Genomic DNA, 23030 nt, shown 5'->3' on the forward strand with positions numbered 1-23030 from the left:
TATCTCAGGGGGTTTTAGGCTTATCGACTTTTTATCTTCATTTTTATTTTTTACAAGGAGACTTAGGGGGTTGAGTCTCATCAGGTTGTTATACAAGATAGTAAAAACCGACATAGTGTGACATAGCTCAACATAATGGAGTATTTATCTTGATGGATATCTCATTTCTAAGAGTGGCAGGAGGAAAAATAAATCTAGTTACCGAAAGATAGGTGGGCGTTCACAGTGAACGACTAACACTATCCCGGCACATCAACTGATAATCTGATAATTAATAAGGATCTCTCGTGAAAAAAACATTAATAGCGTTATCCGTTGCTATAGCATTATCCGGACCGACAGTGTCATACGCGGCCAGTGAAACGGGTATGAAGTCGGAGAGCAGCTTTCTTGAAGAAGCTCTTCAGTTTGGCGGACATATTGGTACGTCTGTCGAGTACGAGGACAAAGTAACCGATGGTTTTAACGGAAATAAGAAGAAGGAAAAGACCATTACAAACGAGGTCTTCGATGTGTTTTACAGCAATGTAAACTGGAACCTATCGGCTCTGTATGCCCTAAAAATTGAAAACCGAGAGCAGAACGAACCTGGCTATTATGAGAATGAAGATGGGCTGAAACATCTTTTCTCTATAGATAAAGGGTTCCGGCTTACCAACGGTTGGTCCACTGGGCTGATTTACGAGCTTGAATATACCGACAGTAAACTCTATTCACCTTATGTGGACGGACTACGTAAGGATCTAGCAGAACACAGCTTCCGGCCATATCTGACATACTGGAATAACGAATATAGCTGGGGCTTATACTCAAATCTTGAGTATCTATATAGTAAAGAAGATAAAAGTGCTTGGGGAAAGCGAACTGAGAAAGGATATAGTCTTTTAGTTAAACCTTATAAGCGCTTGGGAAATTGGGAATTAGGTGTTGAGCTATATTATCAGATCAAAGATAACGAAGACTATCAGAAAAACGGTAACATTAATGAAATAAGTGACTTTAATGAAAAATACTTTGAACCCATTGTTCAGTACACGTTTGATGATGCTGGTACACTGTACTTCCGCACCCGGTTTGGTGAAAGCGAGACGCGTCATGCCGCAAATAGCGGTGGTGGTAATGCCAACGTAGACTACTTCAAAGATATTCGTAAAGCCACACTAGGATATGAGCAAGCGATAAGCGATAACTGGATAGTAAAAGGCGAATACGAGTACGCAAATGAAGTAGAGGATAAAAGTGAACTCGCGGGTTGGGAAGCGAAGAATGAAAGTGAACTGACACAGCACACTTTCTATCTTCAAGGGTTATATAGATTCTAATAATCGGCTTTGAGAGTTTGCAATGTTAAGTGCTTCGGAAATTGCGCGTTTACTGGCTGGAAAAATAAAAGGTGATGCGTCGACTATCATTGATACAATTCGTCCTCTCAACAGTCCAGAAAAGGGTGGGCTTGCGATTGTTTTTTCTCGAACAGATTTCTCTTTTATTTGCGATAGCAAGGCAGACATACTAGTAGGGCCAGAGGCTATACTAAAGAGTCCAGCCCAAACTAAGATCTTAATCGACCATCTCGACGCTAACAAACTTAATCAGTTACTTCGTTACTACAAAGTACAGAAATACCGGTTATTTGATCAGGGGAATACATCTCAGAGTCCCGACGTCTACATCGGTAAGCATTGCCAAATTGGAGAGAATTGCTATTTCATGCCTGGAGTCAAGATCATGAATGGAGTCTCTATTGGCAATAATGTAGCAATTCACGCCAATACTGTCATTAAAGAAGGCACCATAATTGGTGATAACGTTACGATCGATTCAAACAATTCGATTGGTAATTACAGCTTTGAATATATGGCTGGAGAGGACGGAAACTATCAGAGAGTTGAAAGCATAGGTCGCGTGATCATTCACAACAACGTCGAAATTGGCTCGAATAACACAATAGACAGAGGGACGCTTGGTGATACTATCATCGGTGAAGGGAGCAAAGTCGATAATCAGATTCAGATCGGCCATGACTGTAAGATAGGGCGTCACTGTTTGATTATTTCTCAGTGCGGTTTTGCCGGTCATACCATCCTTGGTGATCATGTTATCGTTCACGGACAAGTTGGCACATCCGGACACATCACAATAGGCAGTCATTCAGTTATCAAAGCTAAATCCGGTGTCAGTCACTCTTGTCCAGAAGGTAGCGACTTGTTTGGCTATCCAGCGAAAGATGCCAAACACTATTACAAAAACCTAGCCGTCCTTAACAAACTCACCAAAGAATTTGACCAGAATAGAGGTTTTCCGATCAGTAAACCGAAATAACAGACCATAAACTCGAAACATCAAAAGATAGTCCTGACTTATATAAGAACAAAAAATAATCGTTCTTATAGTCAGATAACGTAATAACTTGAAAAAAGGATTTGATATGAAACGTTCACTCCTTATCCTAGCGATTACCACAGCCATGCTAGCAGGCTGCAGTACTTCTGATGAGTATGCCAGCAAAACTCTCGTTAAGGCTGACCCTCGCTTCTCTGACTGTAATCTACCCACTATTGAAGAACGGGGCCCGGTTCGCCCTTCCCTATTCGTTGTTGGTTCTTTTCCAAACGAGCAATGGATTCACACTGAAAACCATATGATGGGCTACAAGGGAGACGGCATCTATCAGGCCGTAAGTGACGAAAAAGCAGGAAATGTCAGCCTGCAATTTGCCACTATGAGCTGGAATCCGCAATACACAGCAGCAGGTATGGAAATGGTAGTTGGTCAGGTCAAAGAGCTAAAGCGCGCGGGTTTTGCTAAAAATACTCAAGTCAGTCTACCAACAGATGGGAAGTACGTATGGACAATTCAGCTTTCACCAGACAAAGCCCCCCTTCTTACCATGGTGGCACAATGTAAATGACATTGTTCATAGGCAGATTAAGAATCTTTCAATCTGCCTAATTCAAAAATCAGAGTGTCGACAGAGTAATCACTGGTAAATCAATTTCTATTATCAGTACAGAGCGGTAAACGGAGAAATTCATGGCCACTGTTAGCCTACGCAAAATTGAAAAACAATATGATAACAAATTTAAAGCCGTTCATAGCATCGACCTAGATATTCGCGATGGCGAGTTCATGGTATTTGTTGGCCCGTCGGGTTGTGCTAAATCAACAACGTTAAGAATGATTGCTGGTTTGGAAGATATTACTAGTGGTGAGATCCGCATTGGAAATAGAGTAGTTAATGGACTACCGCCAAAAGACCGTCGTATTGCAATGGTATTTCAAAACTATGCACTTTATCCCCATAAAACAGTTTTCGACAACATGGCTTTTGGTCTTAAAATGCAGAAGTGGCCTAAGGATGAAATAAAGCGCCGTGTGATAGAGGCTGCAGAAAAACTAGAGATTACCGACCTGTTATACCGGAAACCGAAAGAAATGTCTGGAGGTCAACGACAGCGAGTTGCCGTTGGTCGTGCTATTGTCCGTAAGCCTGAAGTATTCTTATTCGATGAGCCACTATCAAATTTAGATGCAAAACTTCGCGTATCTATGCGAGTGAAGATAGCTCAATTACATAAATCACTCAAAGATGAAGGAAGTCCTGCAACGATGATCTATGTTACGCATGATCAAACTGAAGCTTTGACTCTGGGCGACCGAATCTGTGTGCTCAACCAAGGTAAGATTATGCAGGTAGACACACCAAGCAATTTATACAATAAGCCTGCGAATAAATTCGTAGCCAGCTTTATTGGTTCTCCGGCCATGAATTTAGTAGACACCGTGATACGCGAAAAAAATGGACAGCTCTATGTAGATATTACCAACGACGTACGCATACTTATTCCTTTAGAAAAACAACAAGTATTGCGTGAATATATCGACAAGCCCGTTTGTTTTGGCATTAGACCAGAACATATTAATATCGCAAACGCTGATGACACAATAAATGTCGTCACTGGGAACCTAACCGTAGTTGAAAATATGGGTAATGAAAAATATATCTACTTTTCAGTGGGAGGTAAGGAGTTAATTGCCCGCGTTAACAATCAAAACATATCTACTAAAGACATTGGCACATCAATTCGTTTCAATTTAAACACTGAGTTCTGCCATATCTTTGACTTTTATAGCGAGGTTAATTTAACGCAAGACTAGGAAATAATGTTATGTCACTTTCATAATCACAAGGATATCTCCTATGAGAAAACGCACTTTATTTTTTAGTGTACTATTGACTACAATAGGCTTCAATAGTTTGGCACTGAGCGCTCCAATTATTAATGAACATCGAACACAAGATAAAGAAAATAGTTTTTTAGACTTCAGGAAAGAGACTATTTATTTTGTTTTTCTTGATAGATTTAGCGATGGAGACTCAAGTAATAACATCGGAGAGAACAAAGAGACTTATGATCCCAACGACTTAAAGAAGTACATCGGCGGCGACATTCGTGGTTTAATTAATAAGCTACCTTATCTCAAGTCTTTGGGGGTAACAGCTATCTGGATCACTCCACCCATTGATAATGCTAATAACTTAGATGTTAATGGTGGGGCTGGTTATCATGGATATTGGGGGCGGGACTTTTTTCGAGTAGATGAACATTTCGGTACTATTGAAGACTTCAAAGAGTTGGCCGAAACCATGCATAGTCAAAAATATGATATGAAGCTAGTTCTCGACTATGCACCAAACCATTCTAACGGAAATGACGAAAATGAATACGGTGCGATATATCGAGACGGCGAATATATCATAGATTACAATACTGATCTAGCTGCTGGTACTAATTGGTATCACCACAACGGTGGCGTTACTGACTGGAACAACTGGAATCAGGTAAGAAATCACAACTTATTTAATTTATCAGACTTCAATCAGTCAAATAAAGATGTTTATCAATATTTACTTGAAGGCTCTAAGTTCTGGATAGATGCTGGTGTCGACGCAATCCGTATCGACGCGATAAAACACATGGATAAGAACCTATCTCAATAGGTGTTGTCTGAGTAAATCAACACCTATTGAAAATACTGTAAATGAATTCGACACAATACCTAATCTCTGACGCCCTTTGGGCAAAAATTGAGCCGCTTTTACCAATCCACAAGACGAACCATCCTCTAGGAACACATCGAAAGAGAGTCGATAATCGTGATGCCATGAACGGCATCCTCTTTGTTCTCAGAACTGGTTGTCAGTGGAATGCGCTTAACGCGACAGGTATTTGTTCCTCTAGCTCTGCACATCGTCGTTTTCAAGAGTGGCGAGATGCAGGAGTCTTTGAGCGATTTTGGCAAAATGGCCTGATTTACGAAGGGGTTGATTGGAGTTCCATATCAATGGACGGGTGCCAAACTAAAGCACCTTTAGCTGGCTCAAAAAAACAGGTAAGAACCCAACAGACCGTGCGAAACAAGGCGTAAAACGCAGTTTGTTGACGGATGCGAATGGATTGCCACTGGCTGTTGTTAGCGATGGCGCAAACGTCCACGACATTAAGCTGGTACTTCAAACATTAGATGCACTAGAGTGTTATCGGCCGCCGCTGAAAGTACCTTTGTACCTAGACAAAGGTTATACAGGCCAGTGGTTACATGATGAACTGGTTGCTTTGAACTACATTCCCCATGTTCAATCACGTGCTGAAGAGGCCGCGAGCTTGAAGCAATCGGATGATTTTAAGGCTCATCGTTGGGTTGTGGAGCGAACTCATAGCTGGCTAAACCGTTATCGTAGATTGCTTGTTCGTTGGGAAAAGAAAATCGAAAACTACGAGGCCATGTTGCATTTTGCTTGTGGCCTCATTGTTTGGAATAAATCCCTTTTGGGATAGGTTCTAAGTCATTTATTCAGCAATGGACATCTGACATATATGATTATAGCAAAACTCTAGGACGCGATGGATTTTATTTTTTTGGCGAATGGTTCGGTGCTAGTGCCAATAAAACTACAGGTATAGATGGATATGCCATTGATTATGCGAATACATCAGGGTCAGCACTACTCGATTTTGGTTTCCGAGATACATTAGAGCGAGCTCTTGCCAACCGTTCTAACAATAGTTTTAAAACACTTAATAACTATTTAAACAAACGGGAGAAAGTGTTTTCTAGCGATGATTGGCAAGTGGTGTTTATGGATAATCATGATATGGCACGAATTTCCACTGCATTACGCTCCAGTGCATCAACCTTCGGACCCGGAAATAATGAGTTAGGCGGTAATCAAAGTGAAGCGTTTGCTCAAGAAAGAGTGAATCTAGGGTTAGTTGCTACTATGACAGTACGCGGGATACCTGCGATATACTATGGAACAGAGCATTACGCAGCAAACTTCACTCAGAACGGCTTTGGCCAAGTTGGTAGCGATCCATATAACCGAGAGAAGATGCCAAGTTTCAGCCAAGATACGCAAGCATTCAAAATAATTAAAACGTTGGCTAAACTTCGCAAAAACAGTCTTGCTATTCAACGTGGCAGTTATATTTCACGTTGGGTCAATGAAGATATACTGGTCTTTGAACGTCAACAAGGTGATGATGTCGTTACCGTTGCGCTTAATCGTGGTCCGTCTGCTTCAATTACTGTTCGTAATCTAGCTCTATCCGATGGAAGTTATACGAATTTACTCGACGATAACAGTGTACATGTAACTGCAGGGCACGCAACACTGCATCTCGCCCAAAATCAAGCAATTGTATTGCATGGGCTAAGCAATAGTAATACGGATCCACTTTCGAGAGACATCACGTTCACTTGTCATAATGGTGTTACCACTTCAGGTCAGAGCGTTTATGTCGTTGGTAATCACCCTCAGCTGAGTGATTGGGCATTAGGAAATGCGATAAAGCTAGAACCATCACGGTATCCCACATGGCGATCTACGCTTACCTTACCCGCAAAACAAGATATAGAGTGGAAATGCGTAAAACGAAACGAGTCAGATCCCAAAGCAAACGTAGTTTGGCAGTCCGGTGCTAATAATCAACTTAACACTGACCGCCAAAACGCAACAGAAGGTAGTTTCTAATATTCATATCTAAAACGCGTCCTACCTAATAGTTAGGGCGCGCATTTCGGAAATTGGGCGAATTTCACGCTTTTTAATAGTTCAATTAAAGGCTGTAACAGGTACTTGCCCATTCCAGCAATGGCGTTTCTTATCGCTGATACTCTTTAAACATCGATATTCCATCACTTTAGGTTGTAAATGTTACACTTTTACCACCAACATAAAGTCATCGCGCCCTCCCCTTCACCACATTCCGATCAAGTAAAATGCTTTGCAGCTGAAATATGGGTAAGCGGTGCCCAACATTTATGTTGCAAAGCCAAAAATCTGTGTCATTAATACGGGGCTTAACGCGACAGCAAGTTGGCGGTAGAAAACTCACCGACTAGCATTAACGCAATGAATCTTAGTTGTTTCATCCGTTCGGCCTAGGCGCGAGCACATAGGCGATTTAACGACTTTTCTTTTCAACTAAGGTGACAATATGCTGCTTGCAACGTTGGCGATTATTGCTGGGTTTGTACTTCTGATATGGAGTGCAGAAAGGTTTGTAGAAGGCGCTGCGGTGAGTGCCCATTATGCGGGAATGCCGCCTTTATTGATTGGCATGCTGGTCGTGGGCTTTGGTACATCTCTGCCAGAGATTTTAGTGTCGACCATGGCCGCGTTCGATGGTAACTCCGCATTAGCGCTCGGCAATGCGCTGGGCTCCAACATCGTGAATATTACCTTAATTCTCGGGGTAACGGCCCTGATTGCGCCCATTGCGGTCCATTCCACCATCGTCCGCACAGAGCTGCCGATTCTGTTAGCCATCACTCTTGTTATCGGGGTGATGTTGTGGAACTTCACGATTAGCTTCTACGAAGCCTTGCTGCTGATCGCAGGCTTCTTGCTGCTGATCGGCTGGACGGTGTGGCGTGGGATGCGAACCAAAGAAGATATCCTCGCCATCGAGATGGATGCCGAGCTCACTCAGCAAACTCTCTCGCTGAAAAAGGCAATAATGTGGCTGGTGATCGGGCTCGCACTATTAGTTGTTAGCTCACGGATTTTGGTGTGGGGTGCCGTTGAGATAGCCCAACAGTTGGGCGTCAGCGATCTTATTATTGGCTTAACCATAGTCGCATTAGGGACCTCCCTGCCCGAGTTGGCTGCCTCGATCATTGCCGCCCGCAAAGGAGAGCACGATATTGCCGTAGGCAACGTAGTCGGCTCCAATATTTTTAACTCCCTCGCCGTAATTGGTATTGCCGGCGCCATCGAGCCAATTCGCGACATCACCGAAGAAGTCTTCTGGCGAGACTGGATGGTGATGCTCGCCGTGACGGTACTCTTGCTGCTGGTCTCAATGCGCTTTGGCAAAACGCGAGAAATCAACCGCGCCGAAGGGGGATTACTGTTTATATGCTACGTCAGCTACACCTGCTTGCTGATTTATGCCGCGCGGTAGGAGGTTACCAAGCTCGGCGAAGAACATGTCTGCGCATAAACACATTGTGCGCAGACATTGGTGTGGTCTCTCATTCATTCGCATCAATAAATGCTTTTAGCGCCCGCTCGTCAGTGATCTCTAAGCCATTTTCTGTTTTGCTAATAAGTCCCCTTTCAATCAGTTCTTTCACTGCTCGTCGGTAGACACGGCCTGACGTGCCAAACCGCTCAGCCTCTTGGTTGACTCTGTCAAACCCACCTAACAAGGTATGGGTTTGGCTCCTGATTAAAAGGTCATAAGCGATGTTGTAAGTAATAGGGTGCAGCAATCGGTTGGTGTAGATAGCCATAGAGTCTTGATAATCTTCAGCTAACGCTGACGCAAAAAACACCATCATTTCAGGCTGCTGTTGCAGCTTTTCCGTTAGCGTTTGAATACAGATGACATCAACCTGCATATGCTCGTCTGCTATCACACTCCATTGGCAAGGCGATTGAGTGAAGTACTCCATTTCACCATAAATATGGTAATCGCAGTTTGCCTCACCGAGTTGAAAACGTCGCCCATTCGCCGCCAATATACTCATTGAGACTCGGCCCACCGGCACAACGTACAAGTGCTGAAGTTCCTCACCTTGGCGAAGAATCGCTTCACCCACATCAAAGTAACGCGTACTGATTTGACACTGATAAATCAAATCACGAAAAGCGGCACTGTTTTTCTCAAGGTATGTTTTGAAGCGACCGGTTGGATAAGGCCCGATTTTCATTCTCTGCTCTCTCAGAAAATCTAATGACAACAATGTCATTTTGATTGTACCCTGTCACAACCAATAAAAAAGCGACATGGACCTGCCGCTTTGCTATGCATTGATTGGCTACGAGAAAATAGCTGAGGCTAGAGCACAACTAACCCTGAGCGATGAGCGCTTCTAACGCCGTGATTGCCGCAAGCCTTTCACCTTCCATCATCACCTTAGTCTCATCTACATACTGCCCAATGCCTTCTTTCACATCTTGTTGATAGAGAACGACATTATTTAAGATAGACGCGACATGCAGACCTCGTAACCGACCCACCGCCAACAGGGCAGAGGTTTCCATATCCGCACCTAACACACCTTTTTGGTTCCAGTATTGGCATATCGCTTCTTCATTATCAGTATAAAAACTGTCATGAGAGCGAACGACGCCGAAATGATATCGGGTTGTTTGCGTAGACAGATAGCGTTCCATTTCCTTTAATAATTGAAGGCTCGCATAGGCTGGATAAGCCGCATCCACATAGGCCTTAGAACCGCCTTCATCCCTTACAGCCCCCTCGGCGACAATCAGCTCTCCAAGCTGAATTCCGGCTTGCATCGAGCCTGCAGAGCCAACGCGTATTACATGGCTAGCACCGCATTGCTTTAACTCTTCAACCGCAATGAGCATGGATGGCGCACCGATCCCCGTACTACATATAGAAACAGATTGCCCCTTGTATCTGCCTGTAAAAACGCGATATTCGCGATTTTCAGATATCATTTCTGCATTATCCAATAATGCGGCAATACGATTGGCACGATCGGGCTCGCCACACACAATCACACGAGGCGCAACTTGTGTTTCATCAACACCAATATGAGGTTGTTTGACCATAAAGACGATCCTTACGCTGCCGCAGTTTGAGTTAATGTTTTATCGTCGTTACGTTTAGCGCTACGCGCCCATTCTCGTGTGCCATTGGCAGCAATGAACATTAAAATCGCATACTGCGCAGACATTGCATAAACACCTTGTGTCGCGTAAATGCCCACACTAATGACGTTAATCACAACCCACAGAATCCAATTTTCCACATATTTACGTGTCATCAGCACTTGAGCAACAACGGACAGCACCGTCATCGTGGCATCCCAGAATGGGAACGCATCCGGCTCAAGCACGGGAGAGGCCAAGTTTGTGCCTAAAAGGTTTAAACCATCAACAGTGAAGCTTGCGAGCGAAAAGAAAAATGCATCAATATAGATGGTTAGCCAGGTTATCGAAATCACACTGACTGCCGCAGTCGCAATGAGCTTCTGCTTACTTAACCAACGCACCTCTAGGGTTTCGCCTTGCGCATTAGGACGGGTCCATGCGTACCAACCATAAATGTTGGCACAAAAGAAAAACAGTTGAAGCAGCAGTAACCCATATAACTGAATTTGAAAGAATATCACCGCAAACAGAGTGACATTGAGCAAACCAAACAGGTAGTTAATCGTTTTCTCTTGGCTGGCAAACCAGATACACAGTAATCCAAAAACGGTTCCGAACGCCTCAATCCAACTCATCGCATAACCGTCTCCGAGTGGAATATTGACGAGGGTGTTATTAATGTCGAGCAAAGCAAATAGACTCATGGTGAGGCCTTTATTATTTTGTTGAGATTGTGCTTATATTAGGGGCGAACAGCAGATAAAAGGAGGACATTTGTCCCCTCTTGGCTGAACTCGATCATAGTTCAGATGAATATATTATTTTTGCTAGAAAAGGGCACGGCACTTTGTCTGATAAGGTGCCTAACGCGGCAGCGCTAGGCGTAATGCACAACGCGGCCTCATCGCTGTCTTCTTCCTCACCTATTGATTTCACACATAGTTACACAACGGTGCACGTTTGCGCTTTACATCTATTGCGGGTCGATGAACACTGCTGGGCAGAGTATAATGACACCGATATCACGTAGAGTTAGTCACACATTATGAGCAATACCACCGCGAAAAAGCCGAGTCCCTTGTTTGAAATCCTGTTCAACGTTTTCATCCCCTCGATCATCCTGATGAAGTTGAGCGGCGATGAATACCTAGGTACAGCCATGGCACTGGTCGTCGCTTTGGCCTTCCCTCTCGCTTACGGCGGGATGGATCTGGTCCGTAACCAGAAATTCAATTTTATCGCAGCACTAGGTTTTATCAGCGTATTACTGACAGGCGGGATTGGCCTACTCGAGCTCGATACCCGTTGGTTAGCCTTAAAAGAGGCGCTTATCCCCGGCCTTATTGGCTTGGCGGTGTTAGGGTCAACCTTTACCCGCTACCCACTGATGCAGAAGTTAATTCTGAATGACACCGTGCTCAACCTCGCGTTGATCAATCAGCGTTTAAGAGAGAGCGGGCAATCCGCCGCCTTTGAGCGTTGTTTGATGTGGTCAAACTATCTGTTCGCCAGCACCTTTGTGTTCTCATCGGCGATGAACTACTTCCTTGCCACGTGGATTGTCACCAGCCCTGCCGGCACGCCCGCGTTTAATGAAGAGTTAGGCAAAATGACGCTGTACAGCTACCCGATGATTGCTATCCCTAGCATGTTGATGATGTTCGGCATCTTTTACTACATTTGGCGTCAGATCCGCGCGATGACGTCGCTAGAAACAGAGCAAATCTTCCACCTGAAATAACAAGCGCCACGCGCGACGTTTAAAAACGGATCAAAAAAGGGAGGATAGCCTCCTCCCTTGCGTTATCACTTCCACCCTTGACGCCACTTCTCGTCTTTTTTGAGCTCACGCCAGTCTATCGGATATTCTTGTTTCGACAGCACCGACTCGAGCACGCATAGCACCACCACACCGTCCTCATCATACTCAACGTCGGAGACCAAAAAGTGCTTCTCGCGATTAATAGGTTTGACCGCCGTCCACTTGCTATTGCGTAACTTGGCTGGATTGATTTGATTCACGCTCACCCCGTTAGATACTGCATCGGTTAAACACAACGGTACCTAGTACGAATGGGGTTCGGTTTAGTTCAGCGATGGGGCTGGTGTAACTCGTTCCCACGCTCATGCATGGGAACGAGAAAACATTTATGATAACCACTTATTCACTTATATGATCATAAACTCGTTGCCTTTCTATATTAACAATCTCTTGCATTTGAGCTCGAGAGAGCTGATTGGACTCAATCCTACTTCCAGAGGTAATTTCATTATATTCAGATCGTCTAATCGACTTAAACAAATCGAAAAAGCCGTCCCCGGGTAGACCACCGTTAGATTTTTTTGATAACAATGAGCCATAAATTGCTATTTTTGGAGAAGCTAATTCCCCACACGCTGATTCAAAAGTAGTCCAAATGATGGCATGATTGATTGCACGAGAACTCTCAAAATAATCATCAAAAATACCATATATTGCACCGTATGGCACGACACGCTTCATTCTAGCTGCATTGCGCAATACAGTTTTTATTTGTTCGACTTTCTCTACTACTACTTCCATAAATACATTCCTTTTTCAATTGCTCTTATAGTAATACACACTTTAGGAACAAATTTATATTTTCGTGATGGTATATTCAACCTTGATCAAGCCTAAAAAATAAGAATATTGAAACTCAACGTGTACCGTTCGATATAGATTTAGATCGTCTACACACGACGTTATTAATAAGATCATTCACCTAAGGCTCTGATCCTGAGGTAATAACTCCTATCACGCAACTTGGTAGCTGATAACAGGCAGATCTAGTCTTGTAACTCGTTCCCACACTCCCGCGTGGGAATGCATATGGATTTTGAATCATGGACAGGATTCACTACAGCATCACCGGTCCACACCAGACCTATGTTCTAACACTCGGGCAGTATCAATGCCTTTAACGAACAAGCCGATTCAATGCTCTAGGCGGCGTAATTTTACGCTGGTGATGGTGCTATTTGTGTTTGAATGATAGCTCGAGCTAGATATGCATTCCCACGCGGGAGCGTGGGAACGAGACAAGATAACTGGAAAACAAGCGTTTAGCCTTCTTTTTGAATAGCGCCTGCTTGGGTTAACCGAATAATGTCTAATGGCCCTGTCACATGATTGGCAGGCAGCGGTGAGACCGCAGTAAGAGACCTTCTATATGTGTTTGCCGTAAGCAATGACTTAATGGCGGAAATGACAGAACGAAGTAGACGACTTTGCTGTTCGAGAGCATTGGCTGCTGCGCAGCCAAAAAAATGCTATTGCCTATTGACCAGAGAAAGGCTCATATGTGTTATGTGTGTTCCCAAGCTGCAACTTTTGCCAACATTTACCCTGCTGGCTAAAATTTGACAAATGAATGAACATGTTAGTACGATTAATAGCCATTTAACAAACGGAAGGCTTAAATCGTGAAGGAAATCATCAACAACATAAGTGTTTTTGTAGGTAAAAACTTTAGCATCATTGGGTTTACCGCTGGTGTTCTATTTTACTTGGCAATTAGGTAATGGACTCAAGAGACAGCAGATAAGAAGATTTATTTGGCCGTTTTACAACTTTGACGCTGTCTTTTGCATTATTACCCCAAAGTTTTCCACCTGTGAATAACCTTTCTTTTCAGTGCTTTTATTGCTATCACTTTCGCGCTGCTATCTCTGATTACTTCGTAACACATAACGCCCGCAACAGCGGGTAATTTGTAGCGCTAGCGGAGAATTGCTCCGCTGCTTGCGATTGTTAAGGTTTGATCGTTTCGAGAACCAGATATCTGCCCTCTTCCACGGAAAACGCATGAACATCCGCGTCACGAAAGGCTTCCCAGCACGGTCGCCAGGTACTCTTGGTCCATCGCGCACATCATTCGCTTGCGTTGAATACCGGCTTTGAAACTCTTCTCTTGCTTTAATAAATTCAGAACCATTTGCCTTATTCGTGCAAAAACTTCCGCTCGGTCATCGACTCTTATTCGGCAAGCATCTTCTTTTAATCCAACATCAAGTTGCCAGTGCATTGATTCAATTAACCAGTGTGAGCGCGTGGCATCATGAAGCTCTTTCGCTGTCAGTGCTTTTGAGCTTATATAATAGCGCACTGAAATATCTGACTCTTCGGCGTGTTTTCCCTCTTGTCGAACACTCACCATGATGCCCATCGTTTTTAATTCAGGCCAATCGTAAGCCAAATCACCTAATACACTTAAATCCGTATTAATCAGTGCACATCGTGTTTCTAAACGTCCATGCGATTTCTCTTGTGATGCGTAGCTATCACCATCAAAGTTTTGAAGCATTGAAGGACGGTAATAATTATCAAACGCTTTGTCTAACTTGCCTTGGTTTCCTTTAACAGCAAGCAAATAGTCGGCATTTTTATTAATGATTTTTTGTGCGATTTTTCGCTGACAACCCATGGCATCTATAGTAATTAAACACCCATAAATGTCGAGTAATTCCAGCAGCTTAGGTATTTCAGTGATCTCATTGGTTTTACTATTTACTTTTGACTGTCCGAGGCATACACCATTTGCGGTTGCGAACGCATTAACCATATGAATCGCAGCTTGGTCTGTTGCTCGGTTATATGAACCCCTCAGTGTTTTTCCATCAATGGCAACCACTTCACCATCCGTTAATTCATGACACGATTTCATCCATTCTATGAAGGCTTTTTGTAATGCTTTTGTACTGATGGTTCCCATCACTCTTGCAATCGTATCTGCCGAGGGTGATGTTTTACCTGAGAAGCCAAAGCGTAATAAAAAATCACGCTGCTTACGTCCATAATCACTCATACCTTTCCAGGTATCATGACCAGACAACACCGCACAAATCGTTATCAAAATAATATCTGATAACGTATGTTCAACTTTACCTTCTTGACGAATGTCTCTAATGGAAACGAAATGCATAAATGGACTTTTATCTTCTGTCATTTTTAATCTCCTAAACGTTAGGAGACCATTAAATCGCACTGAAAATGATCAACAAATTGATCCTTTATTTTCACTCATTTTAATTAATAAACATGGTTCAACGCACGATTTTCAGCCTTAATTGACAATTAAGTCATTAAATCGCTAGCCCAGGCATGCCGCGGATCTTCATGCGTTTTCCCTGTGCCCTCTTCATTCACACCTTCACCGACTGTATTCCAACCCCTAGCCTCATAAAATGCTAAGGCTTTTGTGTTTTCTGCAATACACTTGAGGCGAGCTGGTCTTCCCAACTGCTTTAAACAAGTCGTCAAAAGCTCCGATCCGCACCCCCGACCAATCCAGCTGGGGCGCACGAACAAATTATGAATAAAATTTTCTGGCTCATAGATCGAAACGAATCCAATAAGCGAGCCTTCCCGCTCTGCAACCCAGATCGCCTCATCTTCTGTGTCCCTGTCAAAGTCTGACAATCCGACTGAGTCGGGGTCCAGCCACCCGAAAGCATTACGCCTGGACTCGAAGTAGATATTCCTTAGTGCTTCTCTGTCAGTTTCAATAAAACGTCGAACATCCACATCACTCTCCGGAGAACCTTAACGCCGCGTTAAGTAGTGAGCAACGCCACCACGAAACTTAACCATACCACCGTAAACACAAAACCCAACGATAGAATGAAAATTGCCATGCGTTGCGAATCACTCTTAAATGCTTTGTATGGATAATCTCACTCGTATTTGGGTAAAGTGAGACCCAGGCTTTAGCTGCAACTAAAGCTTTCTAATGTGCAGTTCGATTGAACGCTGACTCCTCTGTCGAGAGACCGATAACAAACATGAACGCACCTTAGAACTCCAAGCACCAAACTCGAATACTCGACTGGGTCTCGAACCCGTATTACGCAAACAAGAGTTAGCTTATTATGAATACTGCATCCAATCAAAACATCTACATCGGCGTCGATACCGGCAAAGCGCAACTCGACATCTACGTCAGACCAACTGCGCACTTCTTCTCTGTGCCAAACACTGATAAAGGCATTAAAGATGCATTGAAAATCATCAAGCCATATCAGCCTGAGCGCATCATCATTGAAGCCACTGGCCGATTAGAAATGCCCTTTGTGCTCGCGTGTATTGAAGCCAATTTACCCATCGTACGCGCCAACCCTGTGCACATTAAACGCTTTGCCGGCGCCATTGGCCGCAGAGCGAAAGATGACCGCTTAGATGCTGAGTTAATCGCACATTATGGCGACGCCATTAAGCCTGAAATCACCATTATCAAGGCGGAAAATATACGTTTAATGAGTGACTTAGTCATCAGGAGAAACCAGCTCCTATCTATGCAAACGATGGAAAAGAACCGCTTGCAGATACTGCCCAAAACCTTGCATTCAACCATCAAACCCATGCTCACTGCGATGAAAAATCAAATCACCAACATTGAGCAAAAACTCGTGAAGTTGATTGAAGCATGCCCTGAATATCAGACTAAAAATACGCTCTTACAAAGCGTGCCTGGCATTGGCAGCATTGCGGCAGCATCTATCATCAGTAACGTCCCTGAGCTGGGCTATATAACTAACAAACAAGCGGCATCACTCATTGGTGTTGCACCCGTGACAAAAGAAAGTGGGCGATATAAAGGCAAACGGGTGATCCAAGGTGGACGTGCTCAAGTTCGTACCGTGTTGTATATGGCGATGATGTCTGCGATGCAATGTAATCCTGTTTTTAAAGCGACGTATGCCCGATTGGTCGCCGCCGGAAAGCCAAAAAAAGTCGCCATTATTGCCTGTGTGCGTAAGATGGTGGTGATCTTAAGTTCGATGCTCAGAGACGGCGTAATGTGGGATAAAAATATCGCTAAAATTTAGCGATTGACGACATACTCGTTTGTTATATGCTAATACCTACTGGGAGTTGAAAAGATCCTTCCGAACAAACCAAGTACAAGGCTACTACGGATACAATAATAGGTAATAAAAAAGACTGAAACCATATATAAAAATGCCCATATTTAGACAAGGCACTAAACCTTTGACCAGCACCTTCAAGCCTTACACAGTAGAGCTCAACGTTTGTTTTGAAATCTATATACTTTTTCTTGGTTTCTTCGTCAACCTCATCGTAAGCATTCGGGAACTGTCCATTAAACTCAAGTTCATGAAGTCTACGTAATAATTCACGACCACCGTTTAAAAAATTTTTATCAAGCTCCATATTGGTTCCAAAATTAGAATGTATATTATTGTTTGAGAACCAAAGTTTGAAACCGGCCAAGTCACCTAACCAATTGACCAACAGTGTGTAAAAGAAATATACCATTAAAATAACAGCAAGTAGGTCAAAGAGATCCGCAGGAACATTTATGCCGAACAGATTTAATTCACCTAAATCGATATCGTAAAGCTTCACTAGAATAGTCATAAATGAAACAACCAGTAATCTACGACCACTCTTTTCTGTAAGATCGCTTATGATGTCATCACCACTAATTTTTGGCATTTCTCCTCCATTGAATATTTGCATATAAAACGCCGAACATAAGTTGCGCCACGATAAACCCACCAAGCGCACTGGACTCCATACCAAAAATGCCGAGTAAAAGGCGTCAACTTGATGTTTTTGTTACATGCGTGAATCTACTCACGCTCCTCACTATCAACTTTATTCTCACCATACCATCTTATTGATGTCATAATACTGTGATAAACATTATATATAAATGATTTACACATCATCAGAATAAGCACAAAGAAAGATTGAAGAAGTGAAAGTGTGAAGCATAAATAAATCTTATAAATTGAAACTTCAAAAAGATAAACATTAGAAATACCTTTTGGTATATCTGTACGCATGAATGATGAATACAAATATGTCAGCAGAGACAAAGAAATAATGTCAATTATTACCTTAATGAACACACAGTGACTACTTTTTAAGTAGCTGATGTTATATCTATCATCAATAAACCTTGACATTGAGTATTGCAACTCTTTATCAGATAAGGTCGAATATATAGAATAACCTGCAAGTATAAACCCAACTATTGATACTGACCAGTTTATTATATTCGTTGAAACAAGTTGTATTTCATTCAACAGCATTTCTGTCGTTGTTGTTGAACTTGAGTTCAAAAACAACATAATCAAAAAAGTAGCAAAAAAAACCAGCATGTTATCACTACTATCTTTCATATTTCTAATTACTTTATACAAGCACCAGAAACTATTCTCTGCTGTTATGTCATCTAAATGCTCCTTCTCACTATCCACAATAACTCCTACTTTAGCATGCTAAGTATATAGCCTATTTTTTCTTTGACTTTACTTAAATTTGATATCCTTGGTTCTCGAATAACCCCATCCTTAATTAAACCCAAAAATGATTCATAAGTCTCTTTAACTAATAAAGTTGGAGTTTCATTTATCTCATTGATTGACCTAGTTAATTTAAATTCATCATGAGTACCAACAAGCTTGTCATTATTAATATCTTTCCCATTAAGTTTAATTAGAACATTCCCGTCATTAATGGCTTCTTTAGATAAATTTGCAACTTCATCATGTGGTAAAGATTTTTTACTTTTTGTAAATTCAACTTTACTTTTTGACTGTTTTAATTTTTTATTTTCATCGCGCCAGCATTTAAAGAAACCATTACAATCCGATTCACTATTAGGCATAACTAGATTTAATGTAAGTTTATCTATTGACTTCATGCCTTTGATAAATTCTTCAATGTCAGCGTCTGACGATAGTGGAATAACTTCAATGTCAGGTTTTGGATATCTAACTTCGAGGTCTTTCTTTTTAGTTACTCTATAGTTACCACCATGAATTTCCTTTTGCTTCTTTTCTCCATCAAATATTTCATTGATCAAATTTATTCTTTCGTCATTAATAAACCTTTCAATTGTTGTTTTAAAACTATCCATTGTCGGAGCATCTTTGTGTTCCTTTATGAAAAATATACGATGTTCTTTTAAAGACAAAATAAAAATTGAAGAAGGTGAACTTTGCATAGACAAACTATCGTCGACCAAATCACCATCTTGAAGAATCTGCTCTCGTTCTAAAATTGTGTCTTTTACAATTCTTCCATATATAAATGGTAAAACTTCATTATCAATATCGATTTCAATTAATTGTACTCCATTAAAGAGCCATCTAGAATCACCATATGTTCTAACATGATTATTGACAAAAGCTGGGTGTACAAGATCTACATAATGATCTAACAATTTGTGTTGACCAAAATGACAAACAAAATTCCAGAATTCAACATTATAATTTTTCTTCATTTGATACTCTTTTTTCCTTAAGCATGTAACATTGTATTAGTGTGCGTGCTCGATTCCCCAAAACCGTTATACGCGTCATTTTTTAACTAACCTACTGTAATTAAGCACATTTTTAATGCTGCAAACAACCACTTTGCCTGCGAATGTGTGCATGCCGCCTATCTCAACTCAGGCATTCACACTATCCCCAAGTATCAAGCTGTAACCTCATGACTTATAGACTCTTTTAATCATCCATTCTGGGATAGTGTGAATCTGTCACGGATAAACTTCACGGAAACGCATGAACATCCGCGTCACGAAAGGCTTCCCAGCACGGTCGCCAGGTACTCTTGGTCCATCGCGCACATCATTCGCTTGCGTTGAATACCGGCTTTAAAACTCTTCTCTTGCTTTAATAAATTCAGAACCATTTGCCTTATTCGTGCAAAAACTTCCGCTCGGTCATCGACTCTTATTCGGCAAGCATCTTCTTTTAATCCAACATCAAGTTGCCAGTGCATTGATTCAATTAACCAGTGTGAGCGCGTGGCATCATGAAGCTCTTTCGCTGTCAGTGCTTTTGAGCTTATATAATAGCGCACTGAAATATCTGACTCTTCGGCGTGTTTTCCCTCTTGTCGAACACTCACCATGATGCCCATCGTTTTTAATTCAGGCCAATCGTAAGCCAAATCACCTAATACACTTAAATCCGTATTAATCAGTGCACATCGTGTTTCTAAACGTCCATGCGATTTCTCTTGTGATGCGTAGCTATCACCATCAAAGTTTTGAAGCATTGAAGGACGGTAATAATTATCAAACGCTTTGTCTAACTTGCCTTGGTTTCCTTTAACAGCAAGCAAATAGTCGGCATTTTTATTAATGATTTTTTGTGCGATTTTTCGCTGACAACCCATGGCATCTATAGTAATTAAACACCCAGAAATGTCGAGTAATTCCAGCAGCTTAGGTATTTCAGTGATCTCATTGGTTTTACTATTTACTTTTGACTGTCCGAGGCATACACCATTTGCGGTTGCGAACGCATTAACCATATGAATCGCAGCTTGGTCTGTTGCTCGGTTATATGAACCCCTCAGTGTTTTTCCATCAATGGCAACTACTTCACCATCCGTTAATTCATGACACGATTTCATCCATTCTATGAAGGCTTTTTGTAATGCTTTTGTACTGATGGTTCCCATCACTCTTGCAATCGTATCTGCCGAGGGTGATGTTTTACCTGAGAAGCCAAAGCGTAATAAAAAATCACGCTGCTTACGTCCATAATCACTCATACCTTTCCAGGTATCATGACCAGACAACACCGCACAAATCGTTATCAAAATAATATCTGATAACGTATGTTCAACTTTACCTTCTTGGCGAATGTCTTTAATGGAAAAGAAATGCATGAATGGGCTTTTATCTTCTGTCATTTAAAATCTCCTAAACGTTAGGAGACCATTAAATCGCACTGAAAATGATCAACAAATTGATCCCTTATTTTCACTTATTTTAATTAATAAACATGGCATGACGCACGGTTTTTAGCCTTAAGTAACAACTTAGAACCTATCCCAAAAGGGATTTATTCCAAACAATGAGGCCACAAGCAAAATGCAACATGGCCTCGTAGTTTTCGATTTTCTTTTCCCAACGAACAAGCAATCTACGATAACGGTTTAGCCAGCTATGAGTTCGCTCCACAACCCAACGATGAGCCTTAAAATCATCCGATTGCTTCAAGCTCGCGGCCTCTTCAGCACGTGATTGAACATGGGGAATGTAGTTCAAAGCAACCAGTTCATCATGTAACCACTGGCCTGTATAACCTTTGTCTAGGTACAAAGGTACTTTCAGCGGCGGCCGATAACACTCTAGTGCATCTAATGTTTGAAGTACCAGCTTAATGTCGTGGACGTTTGCGCCATCGCTAACAACAGCCAGTGGCAATCCATTCGCATCCGTCAACAAACTGCGTTTTACGCCTTGTTTCGCACGGTCTGTTGGGTTCTTACCTGTTTTTTTGAGCCAGCTAAAGGTGCTTTAGTTTGGCACCCGTCCATTGATATGGAACTCCAATCAACCCCTTCGTAAATCAGGCCATTTTGCCAAAATCGCTCAAAGACTCCTGCATCTCGCCACTCTTGAAAACGACGATGTGCAGAGCTAGAGGAACAAATACCTGTCGCGTTAAGCGCATTCCACTGACAACCAGTTCTGAGAACAAAGAGGATGCCGTTCATGGCATCACGATTATCGACTCTCTTTCGATGTGTTCCTAGAGGATGGTTCGTCTTGTGGATTGGTAAAAGCGGCTCAATTTTTGCCCAAAGGGCGTCAGAGATTAGGTATTGTGTCGAATTCATTTACAGTATTTTCAATAGGTGTTGATTTACTCAGACAACACCTATTGAGATAGGTTCTTAGTCATTAATTCGCTAACCCAGGCATGCCGCGGATCTTCATGCGTTTTCCCTGATGGATTAAAGGGCTTCCCTGAAGCCATTGAAACTGTCTATCCCAAGACGGAGGTTCAGCTCTGCATCATCCATCAGATCCGCAACAGCGTGAAGTACGTGGCCAGCAAGAATCAGAAAGCCTTTATGTCCGATCTGAAGTGCGTTTACCGCGCGACGACCCAAAACGCCGCAGAGCAAGCGTTAGATGAACTGGAAAGTAAATGGGGGGCTCAATATCCACTGGTCATAAAGTCGTGGCGCAGCAAATGGGAAAACCTATCGGTGTACTTCAAGTACCCAGAACAGGTACGCAAAGCGATTTACACGACCAATGCCGTTGAGGCTGTTCATCGCCAATTCCGCAAACTGACGAAGACCAAAGGTGGCTTTGCCAACGAGAACGCATTGCTCAAGTTACTGTATGCAGGTATGTTGAAGGCGTCAGAGAAGTGGACGCATCCGGTGCAGAATTGGAACCTGACATTGTCCCAACTGAGCATCCACTTCGAAGGACGGCTCGACGACTACGTAGATCTTTAAACGTTGGGTGACACAGAACTATGAACACCCTCCCAAAAAATGCTATTGCCTATTGACCGGAGAAGGGCTCATATGTGTTATGTGCATCTAACCAGTAGTGATAGAGCCAATATCAACATTTAAGAAAGTAGCTAATGCTGCGATTAAGTTTTTAGACGCTGCAACAATAAACTCATCTCTAGCATCGCTAGGTGCGATTGAATACAAAAAGCCGACAAAAACTACAGTCGTTAGCAAGTTACCTAGCAACCCACTAAACGCCCCTTTGGTGTGCGTAAAGAAGTTTCTCTCAAAAAAGCCCGCTGGCTCATAATCATAGACGAACTTCTTGAGTTTTTTTTCGAACTGTTGATTAAGCTCAACCTCTCTTTCGGAAACAGCTTGAGAAAGTGTATTAGAAATTAACTCAGCAGCTTGCGCTTCATATATAGAAAGTTTGGGGATTTCGCTACATTTGACATAGCTTTGAAGTTCTTTATCTTCGGGGGGACGACTGTGTTCAGCTTCAAATGACTTGATATATTTTTGCTTATTGAGCTTATACATGCAGTAAGCAATCTGACCCACTAAATCGTCTTCATTTTCAACAAGAGTTTCATAAACTTGATTGTATTTCTTTTTGGACATCTG

Annotated in this window: 21 protein-coding genes and 3 pseudogenes; 11 read left to right on the plus strand and 13 right to left on the minus strand. The window is 42.3% G+C overall.

Features of this window, described 5'->3' with window-relative positions; translation table 11 throughout:
- The first annotated feature begins 287 nt into the window (after positions 1-287).
- From N7E60_RS16675 to N7E60_RS16710, 8 genes and pseudogenes are all read left to right on the plus strand, one after another.
- Positions 288-1322: a porin gene (locus tag N7E60_RS16675; RefSeq protein WP_269598723.1), complete on the plus strand. Its 1035-nt coding sequence runs from the start codon at positions 288-290 to the stop codon at positions 1320-1322.
- A 22-nt stretch (positions 1323-1344) separates the two neighbouring features.
- The gene (gene lpxD, locus N7E60_RS16680; RefSeq protein ID WP_269598724.1) at positions 1345-2322 is read left to right on the plus strand and encodes a UDP-3-O-(3-hydroxymyristoyl)glucosamine N-acyltransferase; all 978 of its coding nucleotides are present in this window, start codon (positions 1345-1347) and stop codon (positions 2320-2322) included.
- A 106-nt stretch (positions 2323-2428) separates the two neighbouring features.
- Positions 2429-2911 (plus strand): glycosidase, encoded by a 483-nt coding sequence (locus N7E60_RS16685; RefSeq protein ID WP_269598725.1) that lies wholly within the window; start codon positions 2429-2431, stop codon positions 2909-2911.
- Positions 2912-3033: 122 nt separating this feature from the next.
- Complete coding sequence (locus N7E60_RS16690) at positions 3034-4158, plus strand: ABC transporter ATP-binding protein (protein WP_077481432.1); 1125 nt, start codon at positions 3034-3036, stop codon at positions 4156-4158.
- Between the two features lie 43 nt (positions 4159-4201).
- Positions 4202-4999, plus strand: a pseudogene (locus N7E60_RS16695) (alpha-amylase family glycosyl hydrolase); the annotation flags it as partial.
- A gap of 44 nt (positions 5000-5043) precedes the next feature.
- Positions 5044-5840, plus strand: a protein-coding gene (locus N7E60_RS16700; protein ID WP_269597063.1) for an IS5 family transposase whose coding sequence is annotated in 2 segments (ribosomal slippage) — positions 5044-5382 and positions 5385-5840 — 795 coding nt in all. Because the reading frame shifts where the segments join, the coding sequence is not laid out codon by codon here.
- A gap of 5 nt (positions 5841-5845) precedes the next feature.
- A pseudogene (locus tag N7E60_RS16705) lies at positions 5846-7036 on the plus strand (carbohydrate-binding module family 20 domain-containing protein); the annotation flags it as partial.
- A 466-nt stretch (positions 7037-7502) separates the two neighbouring features.
- Positions 7503-8471, plus strand: a complete 969-nt coding sequence (locus tag N7E60_RS16710; protein WP_269598726.1) for a calcium/sodium antiporter — start codon at positions 7503-7505, stop codon at positions 8469-8471.
- Positions 8472-8541: 70 nt separating this feature from the next.
- On the opposite strand, the gene N7E60_RS16715 is transcribed toward N7E60_RS16710, so the two are convergent.
- From N7E60_RS16715 to pnuC, 3 genes are all read right to left on the minus strand, one after another.
- Entirely contained in the window at positions 8542-9222 is a 681-nt protein-coding gene (locus N7E60_RS16715; RefSeq protein WP_269598727.1) for a Crp/Fnr family transcriptional regulator, read from the minus strand.
- Between the two features lie 139 nt (positions 9223-9361).
- The gene (locus N7E60_RS16720) at positions 9362-10093 is read right to left on the minus strand and encodes a nucleoside phosphorylase (RefSeq protein ID WP_269598728.1); all 732 of its coding nucleotides are present in this window, start codon (positions 10091-10093) and stop codon (positions 9362-9364) included.
- Between the two features lie 11 nt (positions 10094-10104).
- On the minus strand, positions 10105-10839 hold the full coding sequence (gene pnuC, locus N7E60_RS16725; protein WP_167315214.1) for a nicotinamide riboside transporter PnuC: 735 nt from the start codon (positions 10837-10839) through the stop codon (positions 10105-10107).
- 341 nt (positions 10840-11180) lie between these two features.
- Between pnuC and N7E60_RS16730 the strand changes: the two genes are divergently transcribed.
- Entirely contained in the window at positions 11181-11876 is a 696-nt protein-coding gene (locus N7E60_RS16730; protein ID WP_269598729.1) for a VC0807 family protein, read from the plus strand.
- A gap of 65 nt (positions 11877-11941) precedes the next feature.
- Here the strand turns inward: N7E60_RS16730 and N7E60_RS16735 are convergent, their stop codons facing one another.
- The 4 genes from N7E60_RS16735 to N7E60_RS16750 form a co-directional block, all read right to left on the minus strand.
- Entirely contained in the window at positions 11942-12157 is a 216-nt protein-coding gene (locus N7E60_RS16735; RefSeq protein ID WP_269598730.1) for a TIGR02450 family Trp-rich protein, read from the minus strand.
- A 139-nt stretch (positions 12158-12296) separates the two neighbouring features.
- Positions 12297-12698 carry a hypothetical protein gene (locus tag N7E60_RS16740; protein WP_269598731.1) on the minus strand — a complete coding sequence of 134 codons (402 nt, stop codon included), beginning with the start codon at positions 12696-12698 and terminating at the stop codon, positions 12297-12299.
- Positions 12699-13974: 1276 nt separating this feature from the next.
- Positions 13975-15102: an ISAs1 family transposase gene (locus N7E60_RS16745; protein WP_269598732.1), complete on the minus strand. Its 1128-nt coding sequence runs from the start codon at positions 15100-15102 to the stop codon at positions 13975-13977.
- Positions 15103-15230: 128 nt separating this feature from the next.
- Positions 15231-15680: a GNAT family N-acetyltransferase gene (locus tag N7E60_RS16750; protein WP_269598733.1), complete on the minus strand. Its 450-nt coding sequence runs from the start codon at positions 15678-15680 to the stop codon at positions 15231-15233.
- Between the two features lie 344 nt (positions 15681-16024).
- On the opposite strand from N7E60_RS16750, the gene N7E60_RS16755 reads away from it, so the two are divergent.
- Positions 16025-16981 (plus strand): IS110 family RNA-guided transposase, encoded by a 957-nt coding sequence (locus N7E60_RS16755; RefSeq protein WP_269598734.1) that lies wholly within the window; start codon positions 16025-16027, stop codon positions 16979-16981.
- 22 nt (positions 16982-17003) lie between these two features.
- Here the strand turns inward: N7E60_RS16755 and N7E60_RS16760 are convergent, their stop codons facing one another.
- The 5 genes from N7E60_RS16760 to N7E60_RS16780 form a co-directional block, all read right to left on the minus strand.
- A complete protein-coding gene (locus N7E60_RS16760; RefSeq protein ID WP_269598735.1) occupies positions 17004-17612 on the minus strand; it encodes a hypothetical protein in 609 nt (202 codons plus the stop codon).
- 137 nt (positions 17613-17749) lie between these two features.
- Positions 17750-18382: a hypothetical protein gene (locus N7E60_RS16765; protein ID WP_269598736.1), complete on the minus strand. Its 633-nt coding sequence runs from the start codon at positions 18380-18382 to the stop codon at positions 17750-17752.
- Positions 18383-18390: 8 nt separating this feature from the next.
- Positions 18391-19410, minus strand: coding sequence for a hypothetical protein (locus N7E60_RS16770; protein WP_269598737.1), 1020 nt, complete (start codon positions 19408-19410; stop codon positions 18391-18393).
- A 296-nt stretch (positions 19411-19706) separates the two neighbouring features.
- On the minus strand, positions 19707-20834 hold the full coding sequence (locus tag N7E60_RS16775) for an ISAs1 family transposase (RefSeq protein ID WP_269598738.1): 1128 nt from the start codon (positions 20832-20834) through the stop codon (positions 19707-19709).
- Between the two features lie 136 nt (positions 20835-20970).
- A protein-coding gene (locus N7E60_RS16780; RefSeq protein ID WP_269597063.1) for an IS5 family transposase occupies positions 20971-21767 on the minus strand; the annotation gives its coding sequence in 2 pieces (ribosomal slippage) (positions 20971-21426 and positions 21429-21767; 795 coding nt in all).
- 96 nt (positions 21768-21863) lie between these two features.
- Here N7E60_RS16780 and N7E60_RS16785 point away from each other — a divergent pair.
- Positions 21864-22400: pseudogene (locus tag N7E60_RS16785) on the plus strand (IS256 family transposase); the annotation flags it as partial.
- A gap of 87 nt (positions 22401-22487) precedes the next feature.
- On the opposite strand, the gene N7E60_RS16790 reads toward N7E60_RS16785, so the two are convergent.
- Positions 22488-23027 carry a hypothetical protein gene (locus tag N7E60_RS16790; RefSeq protein WP_269598739.1) on the minus strand — a complete coding sequence of 180 codons (540 nt, stop codon included), beginning with the start codon at positions 23025-23027 and terminating at the stop codon, positions 22488-22490.
- Positions 23028-23030: the final 3 nt, after the last annotated feature.

The sequence above is a fragment of the Salinivibrio proteolyticus genome (genome assembly GCF_027286365.1).
Classification (GTDB): domain Bacteria; phylum Pseudomonadota; class Gammaproteobacteria; order Enterobacterales; family Vibrionaceae; genus Salinivibrio; species Salinivibrio proteolyticus.